At 68.1% G+C, this 15,799-nt stretch carries 18 protein-coding genes and 1 pseudogene; 16 read left to right on the forward strand and 3 right to left on the reverse strand.

Going from position 1 to position 15,799, the window contains the following annotated elements:
• Positions 1 to 118, forward strand: a pseudogene (locus ACYZGB_RS07955) (IS630 family transposase); the annotation flags it as partial.
• A 13-nt stretch (positions 119 to 131) separates the two neighbouring features.
• Here the strand turns inward: ACYZGB_RS07955 and ACYZGB_RS07960 are convergent.
• Positions 132 to 1,613 carry an aminotransferase-like domain-containing protein gene (locus tag ACYZGB_RS07960; protein ID WP_462387712.1) on the reverse strand — a complete coding sequence of 494 codons (1,482 nt, stop codon included), beginning with the start codon at positions 1,611 to 1,613 and terminating at the stop codon, positions 132 to 134.
• Positions 1,614 to 1,750: 137 nt separating this feature from the next.
• Between ACYZGB_RS07960 and ACYZGB_RS07965 the strand changes: the two genes are divergently transcribed.
• The 14 genes from ACYZGB_RS07965 (at position 1,751) to ACYZGB_RS08030 (ending at position 13,434) form a co-directional block, all read left to right on the forward strand.
• Positions 1,751 to 2,365, forward strand: a complete 615-nt coding sequence (locus ACYZGB_RS07965; RefSeq protein ID WP_462387713.1) for a LysE family translocator — start codon at positions 1,751 to 1,753, stop codon at positions 2,363 to 2,365.
• Entirely contained in the window at positions 2,362 to 3,282 is a 921-nt protein-coding gene (locus ACYZGB_RS07970) for a DMT family transporter (RefSeq protein WP_462387714.1), read from the forward strand. The genes ACYZGB_RS07965 and ACYZGB_RS07970 overlap by 4 nt, the downstream gene beginning before the upstream one ends.
• Positions 3,279 to 3,608 carry a DHCW motif cupin fold protein gene (locus ACYZGB_RS07975; protein WP_462387715.1) on the forward strand — a complete coding sequence of 110 codons (330 nt, stop codon included), beginning with the start codon at positions 3,279 to 3,281 and terminating at the stop codon, positions 3,606 to 3,608. Before ACYZGB_RS07970 ends, ACYZGB_RS07975 begins: the two co-directional genes overlap by 4 nt.
• Before the next feature lie 9 nt (positions 3,609 to 3,617).
• Positions 3,618 to 3,941, forward strand: coding sequence for a cupin domain-containing protein (locus ACYZGB_RS07980; RefSeq protein WP_462387716.1), 324 nt, complete (start codon positions 3,618 to 3,620; stop codon positions 3,939 to 3,941).
• Positions 3,938 to 5,143, forward strand: a complete 1,206-nt coding sequence (locus ACYZGB_RS07985) for an aminotransferase-like domain-containing protein (protein ID WP_462387717.1) — start codon at positions 3,938 to 3,940, stop codon at positions 5,141 to 5,143. Before ACYZGB_RS07980 ends, ACYZGB_RS07985 begins: the two co-directional genes overlap by 4 nt.
• Before the next feature lie 5 nt (positions 5,144 to 5,148).
• Complete coding sequence (locus ACYZGB_RS07990; protein ID WP_462387718.1) at positions 5,149 to 5,775, forward strand: glutathione S-transferase N-terminal domain-containing protein; 627 nt, start codon at positions 5,149 to 5,151, stop codon at positions 5,773 to 5,775.
• Positions 5,776 to 5,783: 8 nt separating this feature from the next.
• Positions 5,784 to 6,647: a PhzF family phenazine biosynthesis protein gene (locus ACYZGB_RS07995; protein WP_462387719.1), complete on the forward strand. Its 864-nt coding sequence runs from the start codon at positions 5,784 to 5,786 to the stop codon at positions 6,645 to 6,647.
• A 169-nt stretch (positions 6,648 to 6,816) separates the two neighbouring features.
• Entirely contained in the window at positions 6,817 to 7,692 is an 876-nt protein-coding gene (locus ACYZGB_RS08000) for a PhzF family phenazine biosynthesis protein (protein ID WP_462387720.1), read from the forward strand.
• Positions 7,689 to 8,399, forward strand: a complete 711-nt coding sequence (locus ACYZGB_RS08005; RefSeq protein WP_462387722.1) for a VOC family protein — start codon at positions 7,689 to 7,691, stop codon at positions 8,397 to 8,399. The genes ACYZGB_RS08000 and ACYZGB_RS08005 overlap by 4 nt, the downstream gene beginning before the upstream one ends.
• 5 nt (positions 8,400 to 8,404) lie before the next feature.
• Positions 8,405 to 9,046, forward strand: coding sequence for a LysE family translocator (locus tag ACYZGB_RS08010; protein ID WP_462387723.1), 642 nt, complete (start codon positions 8,405 to 8,407; stop codon positions 9,044 to 9,046).
• On the forward strand, positions 9,043 to 10,029 hold the full coding sequence (locus ACYZGB_RS08015; protein ID WP_462387724.1) for a threonine dehydratase: 987 nt from the start codon (positions 9,043 to 9,045) through the stop codon (positions 10,027 to 10,029). Before ACYZGB_RS08010 ends, ACYZGB_RS08015 begins: the two co-directional genes overlap by 4 nt.
• Positions 10,030 to 10,106: 77 nt before the next feature.
• Positions 10,107 to 11,930: a hypothetical protein gene (locus ACYZGB_RS08020; protein WP_462387725.1), complete on the forward strand. Its 1,824-nt coding sequence runs from the start codon at positions 10,107 to 10,109 to the stop codon at positions 11,928 to 11,930.
• 124 nt (positions 11,931 to 12,054) lie between these two features.
• Positions 12,055 to 12,726, forward strand: a complete 672-nt coding sequence (locus ACYZGB_RS08025; protein ID WP_462387726.1) for a histidine phosphatase family protein — start codon at positions 12,055 to 12,057, stop codon at positions 12,724 to 12,726.
• A gap of 183 nt (positions 12,727 to 12,909) precedes the next feature.
• Entirely contained in the window at positions 12,910 to 13,434 is a 525-nt protein-coding gene (locus tag ACYZGB_RS08030) for a hypothetical protein (protein WP_462387727.1), read from the forward strand.
• Positions 13,435 to 13,495: 61 nt separating this feature from the next.
• Here ACYZGB_RS08030 and ACYZGB_RS08035 read toward each other — a convergent pair whose 3' ends face one another.
• Both ACYZGB_RS08035 and ACYZGB_RS08040 read right to left on the reverse strand, forming a co-directional pair.
• Positions 13,496 to 14,359 (reverse strand): creatininase family protein, encoded by an 864-nt coding sequence (locus tag ACYZGB_RS08035; protein WP_462387728.1) that lies wholly within the window; start codon positions 14,357 to 14,359, stop codon positions 13,496 to 13,498.
• A gap of 60 nt (positions 14,360 to 14,419) precedes the next feature.
• Positions 14,420 to 14,740, reverse strand: coding sequence for a hypothetical protein (locus tag ACYZGB_RS08040; RefSeq protein ID WP_462387730.1), 321 nt, complete (start codon positions 14,738 to 14,740; stop codon positions 14,420 to 14,422).
• A 144-nt stretch (positions 14,741 to 14,884) separates the two neighbouring features.
• Between ACYZGB_RS08040 and ACYZGB_RS08045 the strand changes: the two genes are divergently transcribed.
• The gene (locus ACYZGB_RS08045) at positions 14,885 to 15,646 is read left to right on the forward strand and encodes an alanyl-tRNA editing protein (protein ID WP_462387731.1); all 762 of its coding nucleotides are present in this window, start codon (positions 14,885 to 14,887) and stop codon (positions 15,644 to 15,646) included.
• The last annotated feature ends 153 nt before the right edge of the window (positions 15,647 to 15,799 follow it).

The raw sequence follows: 15,799 nt of genomic DNA on the forward strand, positions 1-15,799 counted from the left end.
CTCGGTAAAAGACTTGGACAAGAAGCTCATGCGCTATATCCGCCACTACAACAAAGACCCCAAGCCCATCAAGTGGAAGCACGACGATCCGCAGCGCCGATACCGCCAATTTCAATGATTCAGTGGACTAGTCACCGCTCCTGCTCAGCCCGCACGCGCTCAAAGATGCGCCAGAACGCCGCGTCCTGCGTGGTCGCAAAGTTGATGCGCATCAGCGTGCTGGGCTTGCGCTCGGCATGGAACAAGGCGCCGGGCGCGAGCAGGTAGCCTTCGTCCAGCATGCGCTGTGACAGTGCATCAGTGTCCACCCCCGTCTCCACCCAGCCGAACAGGCCCACGGGCTCAGCGGCGAAGCTGCAGCCCGCACCCAGCGCCAGCTTCACGCTGCGCGCACGCGCCGCATCCAGCCGGGTGCGGATGCGCTCGGAATGGCGGCGCAGCTGGCCCTGCTCAATGCACAGGGCCAGGGCCTTCTCCAGCAGCGCGGGGGTGGTGAGCGTGGCCAGCAGCTTGGTGTCCAGCAGCTGCTCCACCAGCGTGGGCGGCGCGGCCAGGTAGCCGATGCGCCAGTTGGGCGCGAGGATCTTGGCAAAGCCGCTCACGTAGATGGTGCGCTGCAGGCCGTCCAGCGCCGTGAGGCGCGTGGCGTGCTCGGGCGCGATGTGGCTGTAGGTGTCGTCCTCCACCACATGGAAGTTGTGCTGGTTGGCCAGCTGCAGGATGCGGTGTGCGCTGCCCGGCGTGAGGCAATACCCCGTGGGGTTGTGGAACACGCTCACGCTCACATAGAGCTTGGGCTTGTGCACCTCGCAGTACCGGGCCATCACCTCCAGATCCGGCCCGTCGGCACGGCGCGGCACGGGCAGGATGTGCATGCCCAGAGCGGCCAGGCGCGCAAACTCCACGGCCCAGCCGGGCTCCTCCACCATCACCGGGTCGCCCGGGCGCAGCAGGGTTCGGCTCACGATGTCGAGCGCGTGCGTGGCGCCCACGGTGGTGATGATGTGCTCGGGCGCGGTGTGCACATTCAGCGTGGCCAGCTTCTTGGCCAGAAGGCGGCGCAGGCCCGCATCGCCCAGGGGTTCGCCGTACTGCAGCGAAAAATCCTGCAGGGCACGCGAGCTGGTCACCTTGCGGACGGCTGCAGGCATGAAGGTGGATTCCAGCCAGTCCGGCGGAAACACGCCCATGCCGGGCTGGGGCTTGTCGCTGACCTTGTGGAACATGCCGCGTATGAGCGCCGTGGCATTGACGGGCGACACCCCTCGGCGCCCTGCAGCGCGCGCGGCAAACCAGTGGGCCGTGCTCCAGTTGGCGGCGGCGCTCTCCAGCGCCGGGTCCACTGGGAGGGCACCCTCGTCTTCGGCTGCGCTGGCGGCACGGCCACTTTCGCGCACAAAAAAGCCCCGATTCTTGCGGGCCTCCACCAGCCCCTGCGCCAGCAGCTGGTCGTAGGCCGCCACCACGGTGGACGGGCTCACCCCGTTTTGCTGCGCACACTGGCGCACCGACGGCAGGCGCGCGCCCGGCGCCAGCAGGCGGTTGCGGATGCGCTCCGAGATCCGGGCAGACAACTGCTCGGTGAGCGACTGGGTGGAGGATTTCATCAGCATGGCAAGGCCCCGGTCGGTGTACTGTCTTCGCAGCCAATACAGATTCAACACTGCGCTGACTGACTGTACTGGTGATGTATTGGTTTGCGAGATTACATTGATCCCACACCACCGACAAGATCCCCCTGCAATTTCCCATGAGCGCCGCCGAACTCACTGCCCTGCTGTTGTTTTGCACCGCCATGAGCTTTTCGCCAGGGCCCAACACTACCTTGTCCACCGCGCTGGCGGCCAACCTGGGCCTCAAGCGCGCGCTGCGCTTTTGCCTGGCCGTGCCCGCGGGCTGGACGCTGCTCATGTTGGGCAGCGGCCTGGGCCTGGGGGCTCTCATCACCGGCGTGCCCGCGCTGCGCTGGGCCGTGACCTTGCTGGGCGTGGCCTACATGCTTTGGCTGGCGTTCAAGCTCAGCCGCGCCGGGCAGCTGACCGAAGTGGACAGCAACCGCCTGAACGTGACCTTCTGGCAAGGCGTGGGCCTGCAGTTCGTGAACATCAAGGCCTGGATGCTGGCGCTCACGCTCAGCGCGGGCTGGGTGGTCAATGCCGCCGGGCAACCCGCCGCCAACCCGGGCGAACGGCTGGCCATCATCTGCGGCGTGATGATGGTGTTTGCCTTCACCAGCAACTTTGTCTATGCGCTGGTCGGCTCGCTGCTGCGCCAGTGGCTCTCGCAAGGCACTCGCCTGCTGTGGTTCAACCGCGCGCTGGCCCTGGTGCTGGTGCTCACCGCCTACTGGATGCTCACGCTATGAACCGCTCACAGGAAAAAGAAGCCCTGCTCTGGGGCATGGTCGGCGTCACGCTGTTTGCCGCCACCCTGCCCATGACACGGCTGGCCGTGGGTTCCACCGACGCGCCGCAGCTGTCCCCCTGGTTCGTCACCTTCGGGCGCGCCGCCGTGGCCGGGCTGCTGTCCATCGGCTACCTGTGGTGGCAGCGCGTGCAGGGGCGCCTCAACCTGCCGACCCGGGCCGAATGGCCGCTCTTGGGCATCACGGCCTTTGGGGTGATCGTCGGATTCCCGCTGTTCCTGGCGCTGGCGCTGCGCCATGTGCCCAGCACCCACGGCGCCGTGGTCACCGCCCTGCTGCCGCTGTCCACCGCCCTGCTTGGCGCGCTGTGGTACCGGCAGCGGCCCTCGGCAGGCTTCTGGGCCTGCGCCGTGCTGGGCAGCGGGCTGGTGCTGGGGTTCATGGTGTGGCGCGCGGGTGGCCTGTACCTGGGCGCGGCCAACATCTACCTGCTGATTGCCATGACCACAGGCGCCCTGGGCTACATCGGCGGCGCCCGCCTCACGCCCCGCCTGGGGGCAGAGCAAGTCATCTGCTGGGTGCTGGTGTGTAGCCTGCCGCTCACGCTGCCCGTGGCCTGGTGGTTTGCCCCGGCCGTGCCGTCCAGCATTGGCGCGATGAGCTGGACAGGCTTCCTCTACGTGGCCCTGTTCTCGATGTGGATTGGCTTCTTCGCGTGGTACCGCGCCCTGGCGCTGGGCGCCGTGCGGGTCAGCCAGATCCAGCTGGTCCAGCCCTTCCTGAGCCTGCTGTTTGCCGTGCCGCTGCTGGGCGAACACCTGGATGCCGTCACCCTGGTGTTTGCCGTTGCCGTGATTGCCACGGTGTTTGTAGGCAAACGCATGCCCGTCCATACAGCAGAAAGACCCGCCACATGAAGATAAGCGACATCCCCTTTGCCACCACCGACTGGGCGACCGTGCCGCGCGAAGAAAAAAGCGCGCAGGCAGGCCAGGCGTTCTGGCGCACCCAGCAGTTTGGCGATGTGCGCGTGCGCATGGTCGAGTACACACCCGGCTATGTGTCGGACCACTGGTGCGTCAAAGGCCATGTGCTGCTGTGCCTGAGCGGCGAGCTGCACACCGAACTGCAGGACGGCCGCCAGTTCACCCTGACTGCGGGCATGAGCTACCAGGTGGCGGACAATGCAGAGCCCCACCGGTCCACATCGCCCCAGGGCGTGACCCTGTTTGTGGTGGACTAAAGGAACACCATGCACACCTCAGTGAAACATGGACTGCAGCAGTTGCCCGGCCCGAACGGCGAACGCTTTGCAGCGCTGATGGCGCATGGCAGCATGCGCACCGAGCTGTACGCGCCGCGCGGCGAGGACCCGCAGCAGCCCCATGCGCAGGACGAGCTGTATTTCGTCCAGAGCGGCCAAGGCGAGTTTGTGCAAGGCGACACCCGTCATCGCTTTCAGGCGGGGGACGCTTTTTTTGTACCGGCGGGGCAAGTACACCGCTTTGAGCATTTTTCGGACGATTTTGTAACGTGGGTGGTCTTTTGGGGACCACCCGGAGGAGAACGAGAGTGAAACTGAACGACCTTCCACAGACCGGCACCTGGACCCTGGCGCGCCGCGCCGAGCGCATGAACCCTTCGGTCATCCGCGAAATCCTCAAGGTCACAGAGAAGCCCGGCATCATCAGCCTGGCGGGTGGCCTGCCTTCGCCCAAGACCTTCCCCGTGTCAGCCTTTGCCGCCGCCTCGGCCGCCGTGCTGGCCAACGACGGCCCCGCTGCCCTGCAATACGCTGCGAGCGAAGGCTATGGCCCGCTGCGCCAGGCGATTGCCGACTTCCTGCCCTGGGACGTGGATGCCGACCAGATCCTGATCACCACCGGCTCGCAGCAGGCGCTGGACCTGATCGCCAAGGTGCTAATCGACACCGACAGCCGCGTACTGGTCGAAACCCCCACCTACCTGGGCGCGCTGCAGGCCTTCACCCCCATGGAGCCCAGCGTGGTGGCCGTGGCCAGCGACGACGAAGGTGTGCTCATCGACGACCTGCGCGCCAAAGTGGGTACGGGCGCCGACAAGGCGCGCTTCCTGTACGTGCTGCCCAACTTCCAGAACCCCACGGGCCGCACCATGACCGAAGCCCGCCGTGCCGCGCTGGTCAAAGCTGCCGCCGAGCTGAACCTGCCGCTGGTGGAAGACAACCCCTACGGCGACCTGTGGTTTGACAACCCGCCGCCCGCACCGCTCACGGCCCGCAACCCCGAGGGCTGCATCTACATGGGCTCGTTCTCCAAGGTGCTGGCCCCCGGCCTGCGCCTGGGCTTTGTGGTGGCCCCCAAGGCCGTGTACCCCAAGCTGCTGCAGGCAAAGCAGGCGGCCGACCTGCACACGCCCGGCTACAACCAGCGCCTGGTGGCCGAGGTGATGAAGGGCAACTTCCTGGACCGCCATGTGCCCACCATCCGCGCACTGTACAAGCAGCAATGCGAAGCGATGCTGGCCGCATTGACCAAGGAAATGGCGGGCCTGGGCGTCGAGTGGAACCGCCCCGACGGCGGCATGTTCCTGTGGGTGCGCCTGCCCGAAGGCATGAGCGCGATCGAGCTGCTGCCCCAGGCCGTGGAGCGCAACGTGGCCTTCGTGCCCGGCGCCGCCTTCTATGCCGACAACGCCGACCCACGCACGCTGCGCCTGTCGTTCGTCACATCGACGGCCGAGCAGATCGCCACTGGCGTTGCAGCGCTGGCCGCTGCCATCCGTAGCCACAAGGGCTGACCGGCATGCTTAGGCTCTGGGGTCGCCTGTCGTCCATCAATGTGCGCAAGGTCGTGTGGGCCGCGCAGGAACTGGGCATCACGCTGCAGCGCACCGACGCGGGCGGCCAGTATGGCATCGTGCGCGAGGCGCGTTTCCTGGGCCTCAACCCCAATGGCCAGGTGCCACTGATCGAGGACGAGGACACGGGCGTGACGCTGTGGGAGTCCAACCCCATCGTGCGCTACCTGTGCGCCCGGCATTCGCCGGGCAACCTGTACCCCGAAGACCTGCCCACGCGTTTTGCCGCCGAGCAGTGGATGGACTGGCAGCAGACCACGCTCAACCCCGCCGGGCGCGATGCCTTCCTGCAGTGGATCCGCACGCCTGCCGCGCAGCGCAATGACGCGCTCATCGCCGCCTCGGTCGCCCTGACCGAGCCGCTGATGGCGATGCTGGATGCCCACCTGGCGCGCCAGCCCTTCATGGCGGGCGAGCGCTTCACCATGGCCGACATCCCGGTGGGCTGCGAAATCCACCGCTGGTGGGGCCTGCCCCAGGCGCGCCCCGCACGGCCGCACCTGGAGCGGTGGTACAACATGGTCAGCACCCGCCCCGGCGCCCGGGGCGTGTTGGACCAGCCTCTCGCCTGAGCCTCACCATGCACCAGCGCCCCTTCAAGCAGATCGACGTGTTCAGCGACCGCCCCGGCTACGGCAACCCCGTGGCCGTGGTGCTGGACGCCGAAGGCCTGAGCGACAGCGACATGCGCCGCTTTGCGGCCTGGACCAACCTGTCGGAAACCACCTTTCTGATGCCGCCCACCGACGCCGGGCGCGCGGCCGGGGCCGACTACCGCCTGCGCATCTTCAGCCCCAACGGCGAACTGCCCTTTGCGGGCCACCCCACGCTGGGCACCTGCCACGCGTGGCTGCAGGCGGGCAACGCCCCACGCCAAGGAGGCATGGTGATCCAGGAATGTGCGCTGGGCCTGGTGCGCATTGCACACGCCGATGGCACCCTGGCCTTTGCCGCACCGCCGCTCAAGCGCAGCGCCCCCAGCCCGGCGCTGGTGCCGCTGATCGCGAGCGCGCTGGGCCTTCGCCCGCAGCAGATTCTGGGTGCACAGCTGCTCGACAACGGCCCCGTGTGGCTGGGCCTGCTGCTGGACAGTGCCGACACCGTGCTCGGCCTGCACCCCGACCATGCCCGCCTGAAGGACCTGGGCCAGGATGTGGGCGTGATCCACGTCAGCCCCACGGCCAGCAACATCAGCCAACCCGGTGCCGTGGTGCGCGCGTTTGCCGCGCCCATGGGCAACCCCGAAGACCCGGTGACGGGCACCCTCAACGCCAGCCTGGCCGAATGGCTGATTGCCGACGGCCTGGCCCCCCGCAGCTATCTGGTGGCCCAGGGCGAATGCCTGGGCCGCGCGGGCCGCGTGCACATCCGCCAGGACGACGACCACCAGCTGTGGGTGGGCGGCCGCGCCGTCACCTGCATCGAAGGCACTGTGCTGCTATGAACCCGCGCTGCGCTGCACCACGCCCCAGCGGCTGATTTCCCCCTCGGCCTCGCTAGAGCGCCGGGCCACAACAACCCATTTGCACACCGGGCCACACCCCGGTGAACCCCCGGCGTGCCCAACCGCCGCCACCTTCGCCACTTTTTTGACCCCAAGGACTGTGACCACCATGCACCAACGCCCCTTCCAGCAAGTCGATGTTTTCACCGCCACCCCCTACCGGGGCAACCCGCTGGCCGTGGTGCTGGACGGCTCCGGCCTCAGCACAGAGGCCATGCAGGAGTTCACCAACTGGACCAACCTGTCCGAAGCCACCTTCCTGCTCCCCCCCACCCCCGAGGGCCGCGCCGCCGGGGCCGACTACCGCGTGCGCATCTTCTGCCCCGGGCGCGAGCTGCCCTTTGCGGGCCATCCCACGCTGGGCAGCTGCCACGCATGGCTGAAGGCCGGTGGCCAGCCGCAGGTGGCAGGCAAGGTGGTGCAGGAATGTGGCGTGGGCCTGGTCACGCTGCGCCAGGATGGCGAGCGCCTGGCCTTTGCCGCACCACCCCTGATCAAAAGCGGCCCCCTCGCTGAAGAGGACGTCGTGCTGATCGCCAGGGGCCTGGGCGTGGCGCGCAGCGACATCCTGCACCACGCCTGGTGCGACAACGGCCCCAACTGGCGCGGCGTGATGCTGGCGAGCAGCGAGCAGGTGCTGGCACTCAAGCCCGACGCCAGCATCCTCGGCCAGTTGGACGTGGGTGTGGTCGGGCCGCGCGGCAAGGTCGGGGTCATCGGCGGCACCGACGCTGAAGGCATCGCGTTTGAAGTCCGCGCATTTTTCCCGGGCAACAACGGCCTGGCCGAAGACCCCGTGACCGGTAGCCTGAACGCCGCGCTGGCCCAGTGGCTCATTGGCGCCGGGCTGGCCCCCGCGCATTACGTGGCCGCCCAAGGCACCTGCCTGGGCCGCGCGGGGCGCGTGTTGGTGGAGCAGGACGGCGACACCATCTGGGTCGGCGGCAGCTCGGTCACCTGCATGGCGGGCGAGGTACTGCTGTGACCACCGCCCCCCACGCGCCCTGCGTGGACCACCTGGTGGTGCTGGCGGCCGACCTGGCCAGCGGCGTGGCCTGGTGCGAACGCACGCTGGGCGTGACCCCCACCGCAGGCGGCGAACACCCGCTGATGGGCACACACAACCGCATCTTCAACATCTCCGGCCCTGCGCACCCGCGCGCCTATCTGGAGATAATCGCTATTAATTCAATAGCAATCTCCACAATACCAGCAGGCGCAAGGCGCTGGTTTGACATGGATGATGCCGCCCTGCAGCAGCAAGTGGCGCAGCACGGACCCCAGCTTATCCACTGGGTGGCCGGCGTGCCCGACGTGGCCGGGCGCTGCGCCGCCCTGGCGGCGCTGGACGTAGAACGCGGCGCAGTGATCACCGCCAGCCGCCCCACACCGAATGGCCTGCTGCAGTGGCAGATTACGGTGCGCAGCGACGGCCTGCGCCTGATGGATGGCTGCCTGCCCACCCTCATCCAGTGGGGCGCCGTGCACCCCTGCGACAGCCTGCCCGCCAGCGGCGTGCAGTTGCAGCGGCTCGCGCTGCAGCACCCCCAGGCCGCCACGTTGCTAACGGTCTGCGAGGCCATCGGCGTTGCGGACAAGGTGGCCATTGCGGCGGGCGACGCCCCCAACCTCACCGCACAGCTCATCACCCCCCGCGGCCCTGTCGCCCTGTCGTCACGCACCCCGGAGTAAACACCATGCTGTTTTCACCGCAAGAACTGGCCCTCTTTGCCATCGCAGCCCTGGTGCTGGTGCTCACCCCCGGGCCCAACATGGTGTACTGCGTCTCGCGCAGCCTCACCCAGGGACCACGCGCCGGACTGATTTCGCTTTCAGGCGTGGTGCTGGGTTTTGTCGTGCACCTGCTGGCGGCGGCGCTGGGCCTCACCGCGCTGCTCGCCGCCGTGCCGCTGGCGTTTGACGCCATCCGCTACGCCGGTGCCGCCTACCTGCTGTGGATGGCCTGGCAGGCCGTCAAGCCGGGCGGCGCTGCGCCGTTCGAGGCGCGCAACCTGCCGCACGACAGCCCGCGCACGCTGTTCCTCATGGGCTTCATGACCAACCTCCTGAATCCCAAGGTGGCCATGTTCTACCTGTCGTTCTTTCCGCAGTTCCTGAACCCCGAACGCGGCCAGCTGCTGCAACAAAGCCTGACGCTGGGCGCGGTGCAGATCAGCACCAGCGCCGCCGTGAACGCCCTGCTGGTGCTGGGTGCCGCCCGTGTGGCCCTGTTCCTCAACCGCAACGCTGCATGGATGCGCGCCCAGCGCTACTTCATGGGCACCGTCCTGGGCCTGCTCGCACTCAGACTCCTCACCGAAAAGAAAGCCACCGCATGAACACCCGCCTCGACCCCACCACCCTGCTGCCCACCCTGGCCGACATCGAAGCCGCCGCCCAGGTGGTGTACCGCGACTTCGCCGCCACGCCCCAGTACCGCTGGGCGCTGCTCAGCCAGCGGCTGGGCGCCGACTGCTGGCTCAAGCACGAGAACCACACGCCCGTGGGCGCGTTCAAGATTCGCGGCGGCCTGACCTACTTCGACCAGCTCGCCCAGCGCGGTGCCCTGCCCAAGGAAGTCATCAGCGCCACACGCGGCAACCACGGCCAGAGCATGGGCTGGGCCGCGCGCCGCCACGGCGTGGCCTGCACCATCGTCGTGCCGCGTGGCAACTCGCTGGAGAAGAACGCGGCCATGCGCGCTTTAGGCGTCACGCTCATCGAACACGGCGATGACTTTCAGGAAGCCCGCGAGCATGCGATCGGCCTGTCCGCCCAGCGCGGCGCCCACATGGTGCCCAGCTTCCACCCCGACCTGCTGCGCGGCGTGGCGACCTACTGGTGGGAATTTTTGCGCGCCGTGCCGCAGCTCGATGTGGTGTACGTGCCCATCGGCCAGGGCTCGGGCGCGTGCTCGGCCATCGCCGCCAAACTGGCGCTGCAACACCCCGTGCGCGTGGTCGGTGTGGTCAGCAGCCACGCCACCACCTATGCCGATTCGCTGGCCGCTGGACATGTGGTGGAGGCGCCCGTCACCACCCAGCTCGCCGACGGCATGGCCTGCCGCGTGGCCGACGCCGAGGCGCTGGCCGTGATGGCACCGCACATCGACCACATCGTGCAGGTGAGCGACGCCGAGGTGGCCACCGCCATGCGCGCCCTGTTCACCGACACGCACAACGTGGCCGAAGGCGCGGGCGCAGCAGCCCTGGCGGCGGCGCTGCAGGAGCGCGATGCCCTGAAGGGCCAGAACGTGGGCTTGGCGTTGACAGGTGGCAACGTCGATGCGCCCATGTTTGCAAACACTCTCGCCATGCACTGACAGTCTGCTGGACAATGCCCCTCGCACGGCCGCCGCCACGGCGGCCGTGACATCACAAAAAAACTGAGGGAGTGTCCATGGCAAGCCAAGCACCGTCCGGCTACCGCTGGGGCCTGCGCGCAGTCATCGCGTTGCAGTGCCTGCTGATTCTCACGTTCGTCTACCGGGGGCTGTCTGCCCCCGGCCCCTTCGGGCCCCGCCTGCCCGCCGTGCAGGGCGAGACGCTCTGGCTCGAAAGCCACGGTGCCTTCCACCAGTTCGACGCCGCAGGCCAGCGGCTGCAGCAGATCCCCCTGGGCGCGCTGAAGATTTCCGACAGCCCCACCAGCCTGCAGTTCACGCAGGAGCAGGTGGCCTGGGTGCACGACGAAAGCCGCGTGGTCCGCTGCGACCTGCAGCAGCGCCAGTGTCTGCCGGTAGAGCTTGAGGGGCTGGACACCCGCAGGGGCTACCGCTGGGTGCGGGTGAGCGCGGACGAGTCGGAAATCACCGTCTCCGACGCCTCCGAGCACCGCGTGCTGGTGTACCGGCGCGACCCCATCACCGCGCGCTACACGCTGGCGCGCACCGAGGCGCAGGGCATGCGCTTCCCCAACCAGACCCTGCAGGTGGGCGACGCCCTATGGGTGGCCAACACCAACCGCCACCAGATCGTGCAGCTGCGCACCGGCCCGGACGGCAAGACCGTGCGGCAGCAGCACCCCATCGCCCACCCCGACCTGCGGCCCGGGCGCGCGTTCCCATTTGCCATGGCACAAGACCCGCGCGGGCAGCTGTGGGTGCTGGTGGCCAGCCTCGACATGCAGAACGCCGACCTGCTCATGATGAGCCCGCAGCTCCAGCCCGAGCGGGTGATCCCCCTGGCCCCCAAGCAGGACCCGAACGCGATTGCGCTGTTCCAGCAGCACATGCTACTCACCGACATGAGCAACTTCCTGGTGCGCAGGCTGGACCTGCATGGCCGCGTGCTGGGGCCGTTTGGTGACGCCACCTTCCAGGCCGAGCTGACGGCGGCGCGCAACCAAGCCCAGTGGTCGCGGCGCATGCCCACGCTGCTGCTGGGCAGCGTGGCCGTGCTGATGCTGGTGGCCCTGTGGCTGGCCTGGAAGGCGGGCGAGCTGCGGCAGCTGCGCGGCACCGCATGGCGGGCCGACCCCGAGGACAGCCCGCAGGACGAGACGGCCCCTGCGCCTGCGACCACCGCCACTGCCGCCACTGCCGCCAAGGATGCTGCTGCCGCCGCTTTCGCAGACGCAGCCCTCCCCATCCCACCCGGCCGGGTGACCATGGTCAAGGCGCTGCCCGGCAGCACCCGCACGCGGCGGCGCCTGTTGGTGGCCACCAGCGCCCTCGCACTTTTGGTCATGGGCGCCCTGCTGTACTGGATATGGCCCATGTTCTACCAGCACGACTGCGCTCCGGGCACCGCCTGCCCGGTGTGGCTGCCGTATGGCCTGGTGGTGCTGGCCCTGGTGCCGATGATCCTGCCCCTGGTTCTGTGGCGCAGGCTGAAGGCGCTGGAAAACATCCGCATCGGCACCGACGGCCAGCAGGTGCAGGCCCGGGTGGGCAACAAGCGCTACCAGGCCCCAGCGCACCAGGTTACCTGCACGCGCCAGCAGCTGCTGATTGGCCTGGGCGTCGTGCCACTGCGCCTTAACGGCGAAGCCCTGTTTGACGAAGCGCTGCTGCGCCGCGACTTCATCCACCGCCTGCCCCAGATGCAAATGCACAACCGCCCCTGGAGCGCTGGACTGCTGGGCCACTGGTGGAAACATGGCGGCTGGCAGGGGCGTGCCATCGTGATCGGGTTCGGCGCCCTGTGTCTGCTGCTGGCCTGGCTGATGGTGGGGCTGCTGGTGCTGCACGGACTGTCGGCGTGGCTGACAACGCTGCCCTGAGTCGAAAATCCGCCTGCCGCTGCTGCGCCCAACTGCTGCAGCGCAGCATCGCCAACTCTCAAATTGATAGCGCCGGTCGCACTAGCGACAAGCGCGCTGCGCCGGGTTCATCACAATCCGGCGCATGGGAACCCTCTACCTCGTGCGCCATGGCCAGGCCTCGTTTGGCGCAGAAAACTACGACCAGCTCAGCCCCGTCGGCCACCAGCAGGCGGTGCGGCTGGGCCAGTTCTGGCGCGAACGCGGCCAGCGCTTTGACGCCGTGATCACCGGCACGCTGCAACGCCACGTGCAGACACTGGACGGCATTGTGGAAGGCCTGGGCGCCGTCCCCGAGGCGCTGCGCCTGCCCGGCCTCAACGAGTACGACAGCCACGCGCTCATCGCGGCCATCCACCCTGCGCCGCTGGGCAAGGCCGACACGCCCGAGCTGTACCGCCAGCATTTCCGCATCCTGTGCGACGCGCTGGCGCAGTGGATGGCCGGTGTCATCAGCCCCCAGGGCATGCCCAGCTGGAACGATTTTTCCGCCGGTGTGTGCAGCGCGCTCGACCATGTGCGCCACCACCACGCGGGCCAGAACGTGTTGCTGGTGAGCAGCGGCGGCCCCATCTCCACCGCCGTGGGCGAGGTGCTGGGCACCGCACCCGAGGTGACGATTGCGCTGAACATGCGCATCCGCAACAGCGCGGTGACCGAGTTCTCCATTGCACCCAAACGGCTGATGCTGCAGACCTTCAACACGCTGCCGCACCTGAACGAGGTGGAGCACGCGGGGTGGGTGACACACGCCTGAAATTTTGAGCTTTTCAGGCCGTTACCGCTCTATGGATAAGCCTTTATAGCTATGTTTTTTATAGCAAACTAGCCATTCACTGTGCAGCCACCGCCCGAACGGGCGGCCGCCGATGCCGTGGCGGCGGTGGCATGGCCCCACCATGCGCTATGGTTGGTGTTTTGAGCCGCCCGTTGCCGCCCCATGCGCTTCACCACCCCACCCGTTCTCGCCCTGCTGGCAGTCCTCTGGATGCCCATCCCTGCATTCGCGCAGGACGAGCCTCCGTCCAAGGCTGCGCAGAACCTCCTTTGGAAAGGCATGGACGCGGTGCTGGCGGGCTGCGTCGGCGCCCGCCCCGCCCCGCAGCAGTGCCCGGCCGGGCGCGTTGCCAAGGCATCCAGGCCCCAGACGATGGAGCGCTCCGATGGCAGCGGCAAGATCACCCTGCAGGCGGTGGAGTACCCGGGCCTGTCCATGTCGCTGCGCAACCGGCAGGTGGTGGGGCTGGAGGTCACCCAAGCCTCGTGGCCCGTGCCCCATGATTTGCGCGTGGGCACGGCCGCAGCCAGAGTGCGCCAGCTTTTGGGCGCACCCACGATGGAGGGCCCGGGGCCGGACGGGGTCCAGGGGCTGTCGTACTGCGAGAAGGAAAATTGCGTGCAGTTTCTGGTGCACGTCCCCACCGGAACGATCCGCCGAGTCCGGTGGAGCTTCTACTACGACTGACAGCGGCTGACAGCCACTGACAGGACTGTGGCCACCGGCACCGCCGCCAGGGTCGAACGGCTCAGCGCAGCGGATGCTCGCGCAAGGTACTGAGCGGCAACGCCTGCAGCTCCTGCAGCAGCGCCACCAATTGCTGCGCTGCGGCCTGCACCACCGCCTGCCCTTTCTCGGCCGTGGCGGCGGCGGCATCGCCCACCGCACCAGCCGAGTGGTAGTCCTGCATCTGCCAGCCCAGCTTGGCGGTTTTGCCGTTGCCCAGGATGGCGTAACGCTCGGCGCGGTCCTGCGAGGTGGAGCGGAAGTTCTGCGCATGCGCCATGTGCACCGTGGCGGGCGCGAGGTGCAGCATCATGGATGTCTCGATCTCGCCCGCGTGGATGCCAAAACGGTGCTCCTGCGCGCTGAACTGCCCGGCCACCGACTCGGGCAGCGGCAGGCTGAACCAGCTGGCGCTGTAGACGATGAGGTCGCAGCGCGTGCGCAGCTCCCGCGCCACGATGTCCATCACGCTCACCTGGCCGCCGTGGCCGTTGAACAGCAGCAGCTTCTTGACGCCCGCACGGGCCACAGATTCGCCGATCTCGGTCCACAACGCGATCACCGTGGCGGGCGACAGCGTGAGCGTGCCGGGGAAACGGATGTGCTCCGGGCTCAGACCCACGTTCTGCGGGGGCAGGAACAACACAGGCAAATCGGCGGGCAGCTGCGGCAGCGCGGCGTCGATCACGCCCTGCAACAGCGTCGCATCCACCGACAACGGCAGGTGCGGGCCATGCTGCTCGACGGCCGCCACGGGCAGCACGGCCACCACCTGGTCGGCCTGGCCCGCGCTTTGCAGCGCAGCAAAGTCGCGGGTGGAGAGGTCGGCCCAGAAGCGCGATGGCAAGGTGGGGCGGTCGGGTTGGGGGGCGGCGGCAACGGTCATGGCGAGATGGTAGTCGCAGCGGCGGTGCCCGCCCAGGCGCTCGCGCGGTGGTGACTTGCGCTACCGCAGCACCGTGGTGCCCAGCCAGTACAGCAAGTGCCCCACCCCCATCGCCGAGACCAGTGTGAACGCCAGCCCGCTGGCCCGGGTGCCCAGGCCACGGCGCCGCTGCCACGCACGCACCACCCACGCCACCACCCAGCCCACGGTGGCCAACACGGCCCACAGCATCCACATCAAGCCCCGGCCCAGGCAGCCGAAGTTCTCGCAATACAGCGTGAAGCTGTAGTACGACAGCGCCACCAGCAGCGCACACAGGCCCAGCAGCAAAACATTCAGCGCACGGGAGCACCAGACCAATGAGCGGGAAGCGGGCTGCACAGATGAGGAAGGGGCAGAGGGTTGTGGGCGCGCAGGCAGGTTCATGAACGACAACACCGATGTGGCACGGCAACAGGCCGCGCGGCCCAGCATATCGCCAGCGGTCCCGCCGCATGCCGCCGCCCATCCCGCTACCATCACCGCATGACCCACGACCTCTTCCGCCAAGACGCCTACCTGCGCGAATGCAGCGCCCACATCACCGCCGTCACCGATGCCGGCATCGTGCTGGACCAGACCGTGTTCTACCCCCTGGGCGGCGGCCAGGCGGGTGACAGCGGCGTGCTGGTGCTGGCAGACGGCACCGAGATCGCCATCGCTGACACCCGCAAGGGCAAGGACGCCGACGGCAACCCCACCAGCGACATCGTCCACATCCCCGCCCCCGGGCAGGAAGAGCGCGTGGCGCAGCTGGCCCAACAGGGACCAGGCACCGCCGTCACGGCCCGCATCGACTGGGAGCGCCGCCACCGCATGATGCGCCTGCACACCACCTCGCACCTGCTGTGCCATGTGGTGCCGCAGTTGGTCAATGGCTGCTCGATCACACCCGACTACGCGCGGCTCGATTTTGCGATGACCGACCCGCTGGACAAGGAGCAGCTCACCGCCGCCATCGCCACCCTGGTGGCCGCCGCGCATCCACTCACCGTGGCCTCGATCAGCGACGAAGAGCTGGACGCCAACCCCGCCCTGGTCAAGAGCATGAGCGTGCAGCCCCCGCGTGGTACGGGGCGCATCCGCACCATCCGCATTGGGGGCGAGAACAACGCACCGCTGATCGACCTCCAGCCCTGTGGTGGCACGCATGTGGCCAACACGGCCGAGATCGGCACCGTGGTCGTGACCAAAATCGAAAAGAAAAGCGCCACCACCCGCCGGGTGGTGCTGGGCTTCGCCCAGTGAGCAAAGCGAAAAGCGCTTTTCTTTGGGGTGCACTCATTTGCGTGCAACGCAAGTGAGTGCGCACCAAAAGCCTTGGCATCAACCACCACCCGCCGGGTGGTGCTGGGCTTCGCCCAGTGAGCGCAGCCAAAGGCTGCCCGCCCCACTGTCAAC

Source organism: Acidovorax sp. Q11 (assembly GCF_054950075.1).

Coding starts and splice junctions, on each gene's coding strand:
- ACYZGB_RS08035 (WP_462387728.1), bottom strand. CDS start 14,359: ATGACCGTTGCCGCCGCCCCCCAACCCGACCGCCCCACCTTGCCATCG.
- ACYZGB_RS07980 (WP_462387716.1), top strand. CDS start 3,618: ATGCACACCTCAGTGAAACATGGACTGCAGCAGTTGCCCGGCCCGAAC.
- ACYZGB_RS08010 (WP_462387723.1), top strand. CDS start 8,405: ATGCTGTTTTCACCGCAAGAACTGGCCCTCTTTGCCATCGCAGCCCTG.
- ACYZGB_RS08015 (WP_462387724.1), top strand. CDS start 9,043: ATGAACACCCGCCTCGACCCCACCACCCTGCTGCCCACCCTGGCCGAC.
- ACYZGB_RS07975 (WP_462387715.1), top strand. CDS start 3,279: ATGAAGATAAGCGACATCCCCTTTGCCACCACCGACTGGGCGACCGTG.
- ACYZGB_RS07965 (WP_462387713.1), top strand. CDS start 1,751: ATGAGCGCCGCCGAACTCACTGCCCTGCTGTTGTTTTGCACCGCCATG.
- ACYZGB_RS07970 (WP_462387714.1), top strand. CDS start 2,362: ATGAACCGCTCACAGGAAAAAGAAGCCCTGCTCTGGGGCATGGTCGGC.
- ACYZGB_RS08030 (WP_462387727.1), top strand. CDS start 12,910: ATGCGCTTCACCACCCCACCCGTTCTCGCCCTGCTGGCAGTCCTCTGG.
- ACYZGB_RS07960 (WP_462387712.1), bottom strand. CDS start 1,613: ATGCTGATGAAATCCTCCACCCAGTCGCTCACCGAGCAGTTGTCTGCC.
- ACYZGB_RS08020 (WP_462387725.1), top strand. CDS start 10,107: ATGGCAAGCCAAGCACCGTCCGGCTACCGCTGGGGCCTGCGCGCAGTC.
- ACYZGB_RS08045 (WP_462387731.1), top strand. CDS start 14,885: ATGACCCACGACCTCTTCCGCCAAGACGCCTACCTGCGCGAATGCAGC.
- ACYZGB_RS07990 (WP_462387718.1), top strand. CDS start 5,149: ATGCTTAGGCTCTGGGGTCGCCTGTCGTCCATCAATGTGCGCAAGGTC.
- ACYZGB_RS07995 (WP_462387719.1), top strand. CDS start 5,784: ATGCACCAGCGCCCCTTCAAGCAGATCGACGTGTTCAGCGACCGCCCC.
- ACYZGB_RS08025 (WP_462387726.1), top strand. CDS start 12,055: ATGGGAACCCTCTACCTCGTGCGCCATGGCCAGGCCTCGTTTGGCGCA.
- ACYZGB_RS08000 (WP_462387720.1), top strand. CDS start 6,817: ATGCACCAACGCCCCTTCCAGCAAGTCGATGTTTTCACCGCCACCCCC.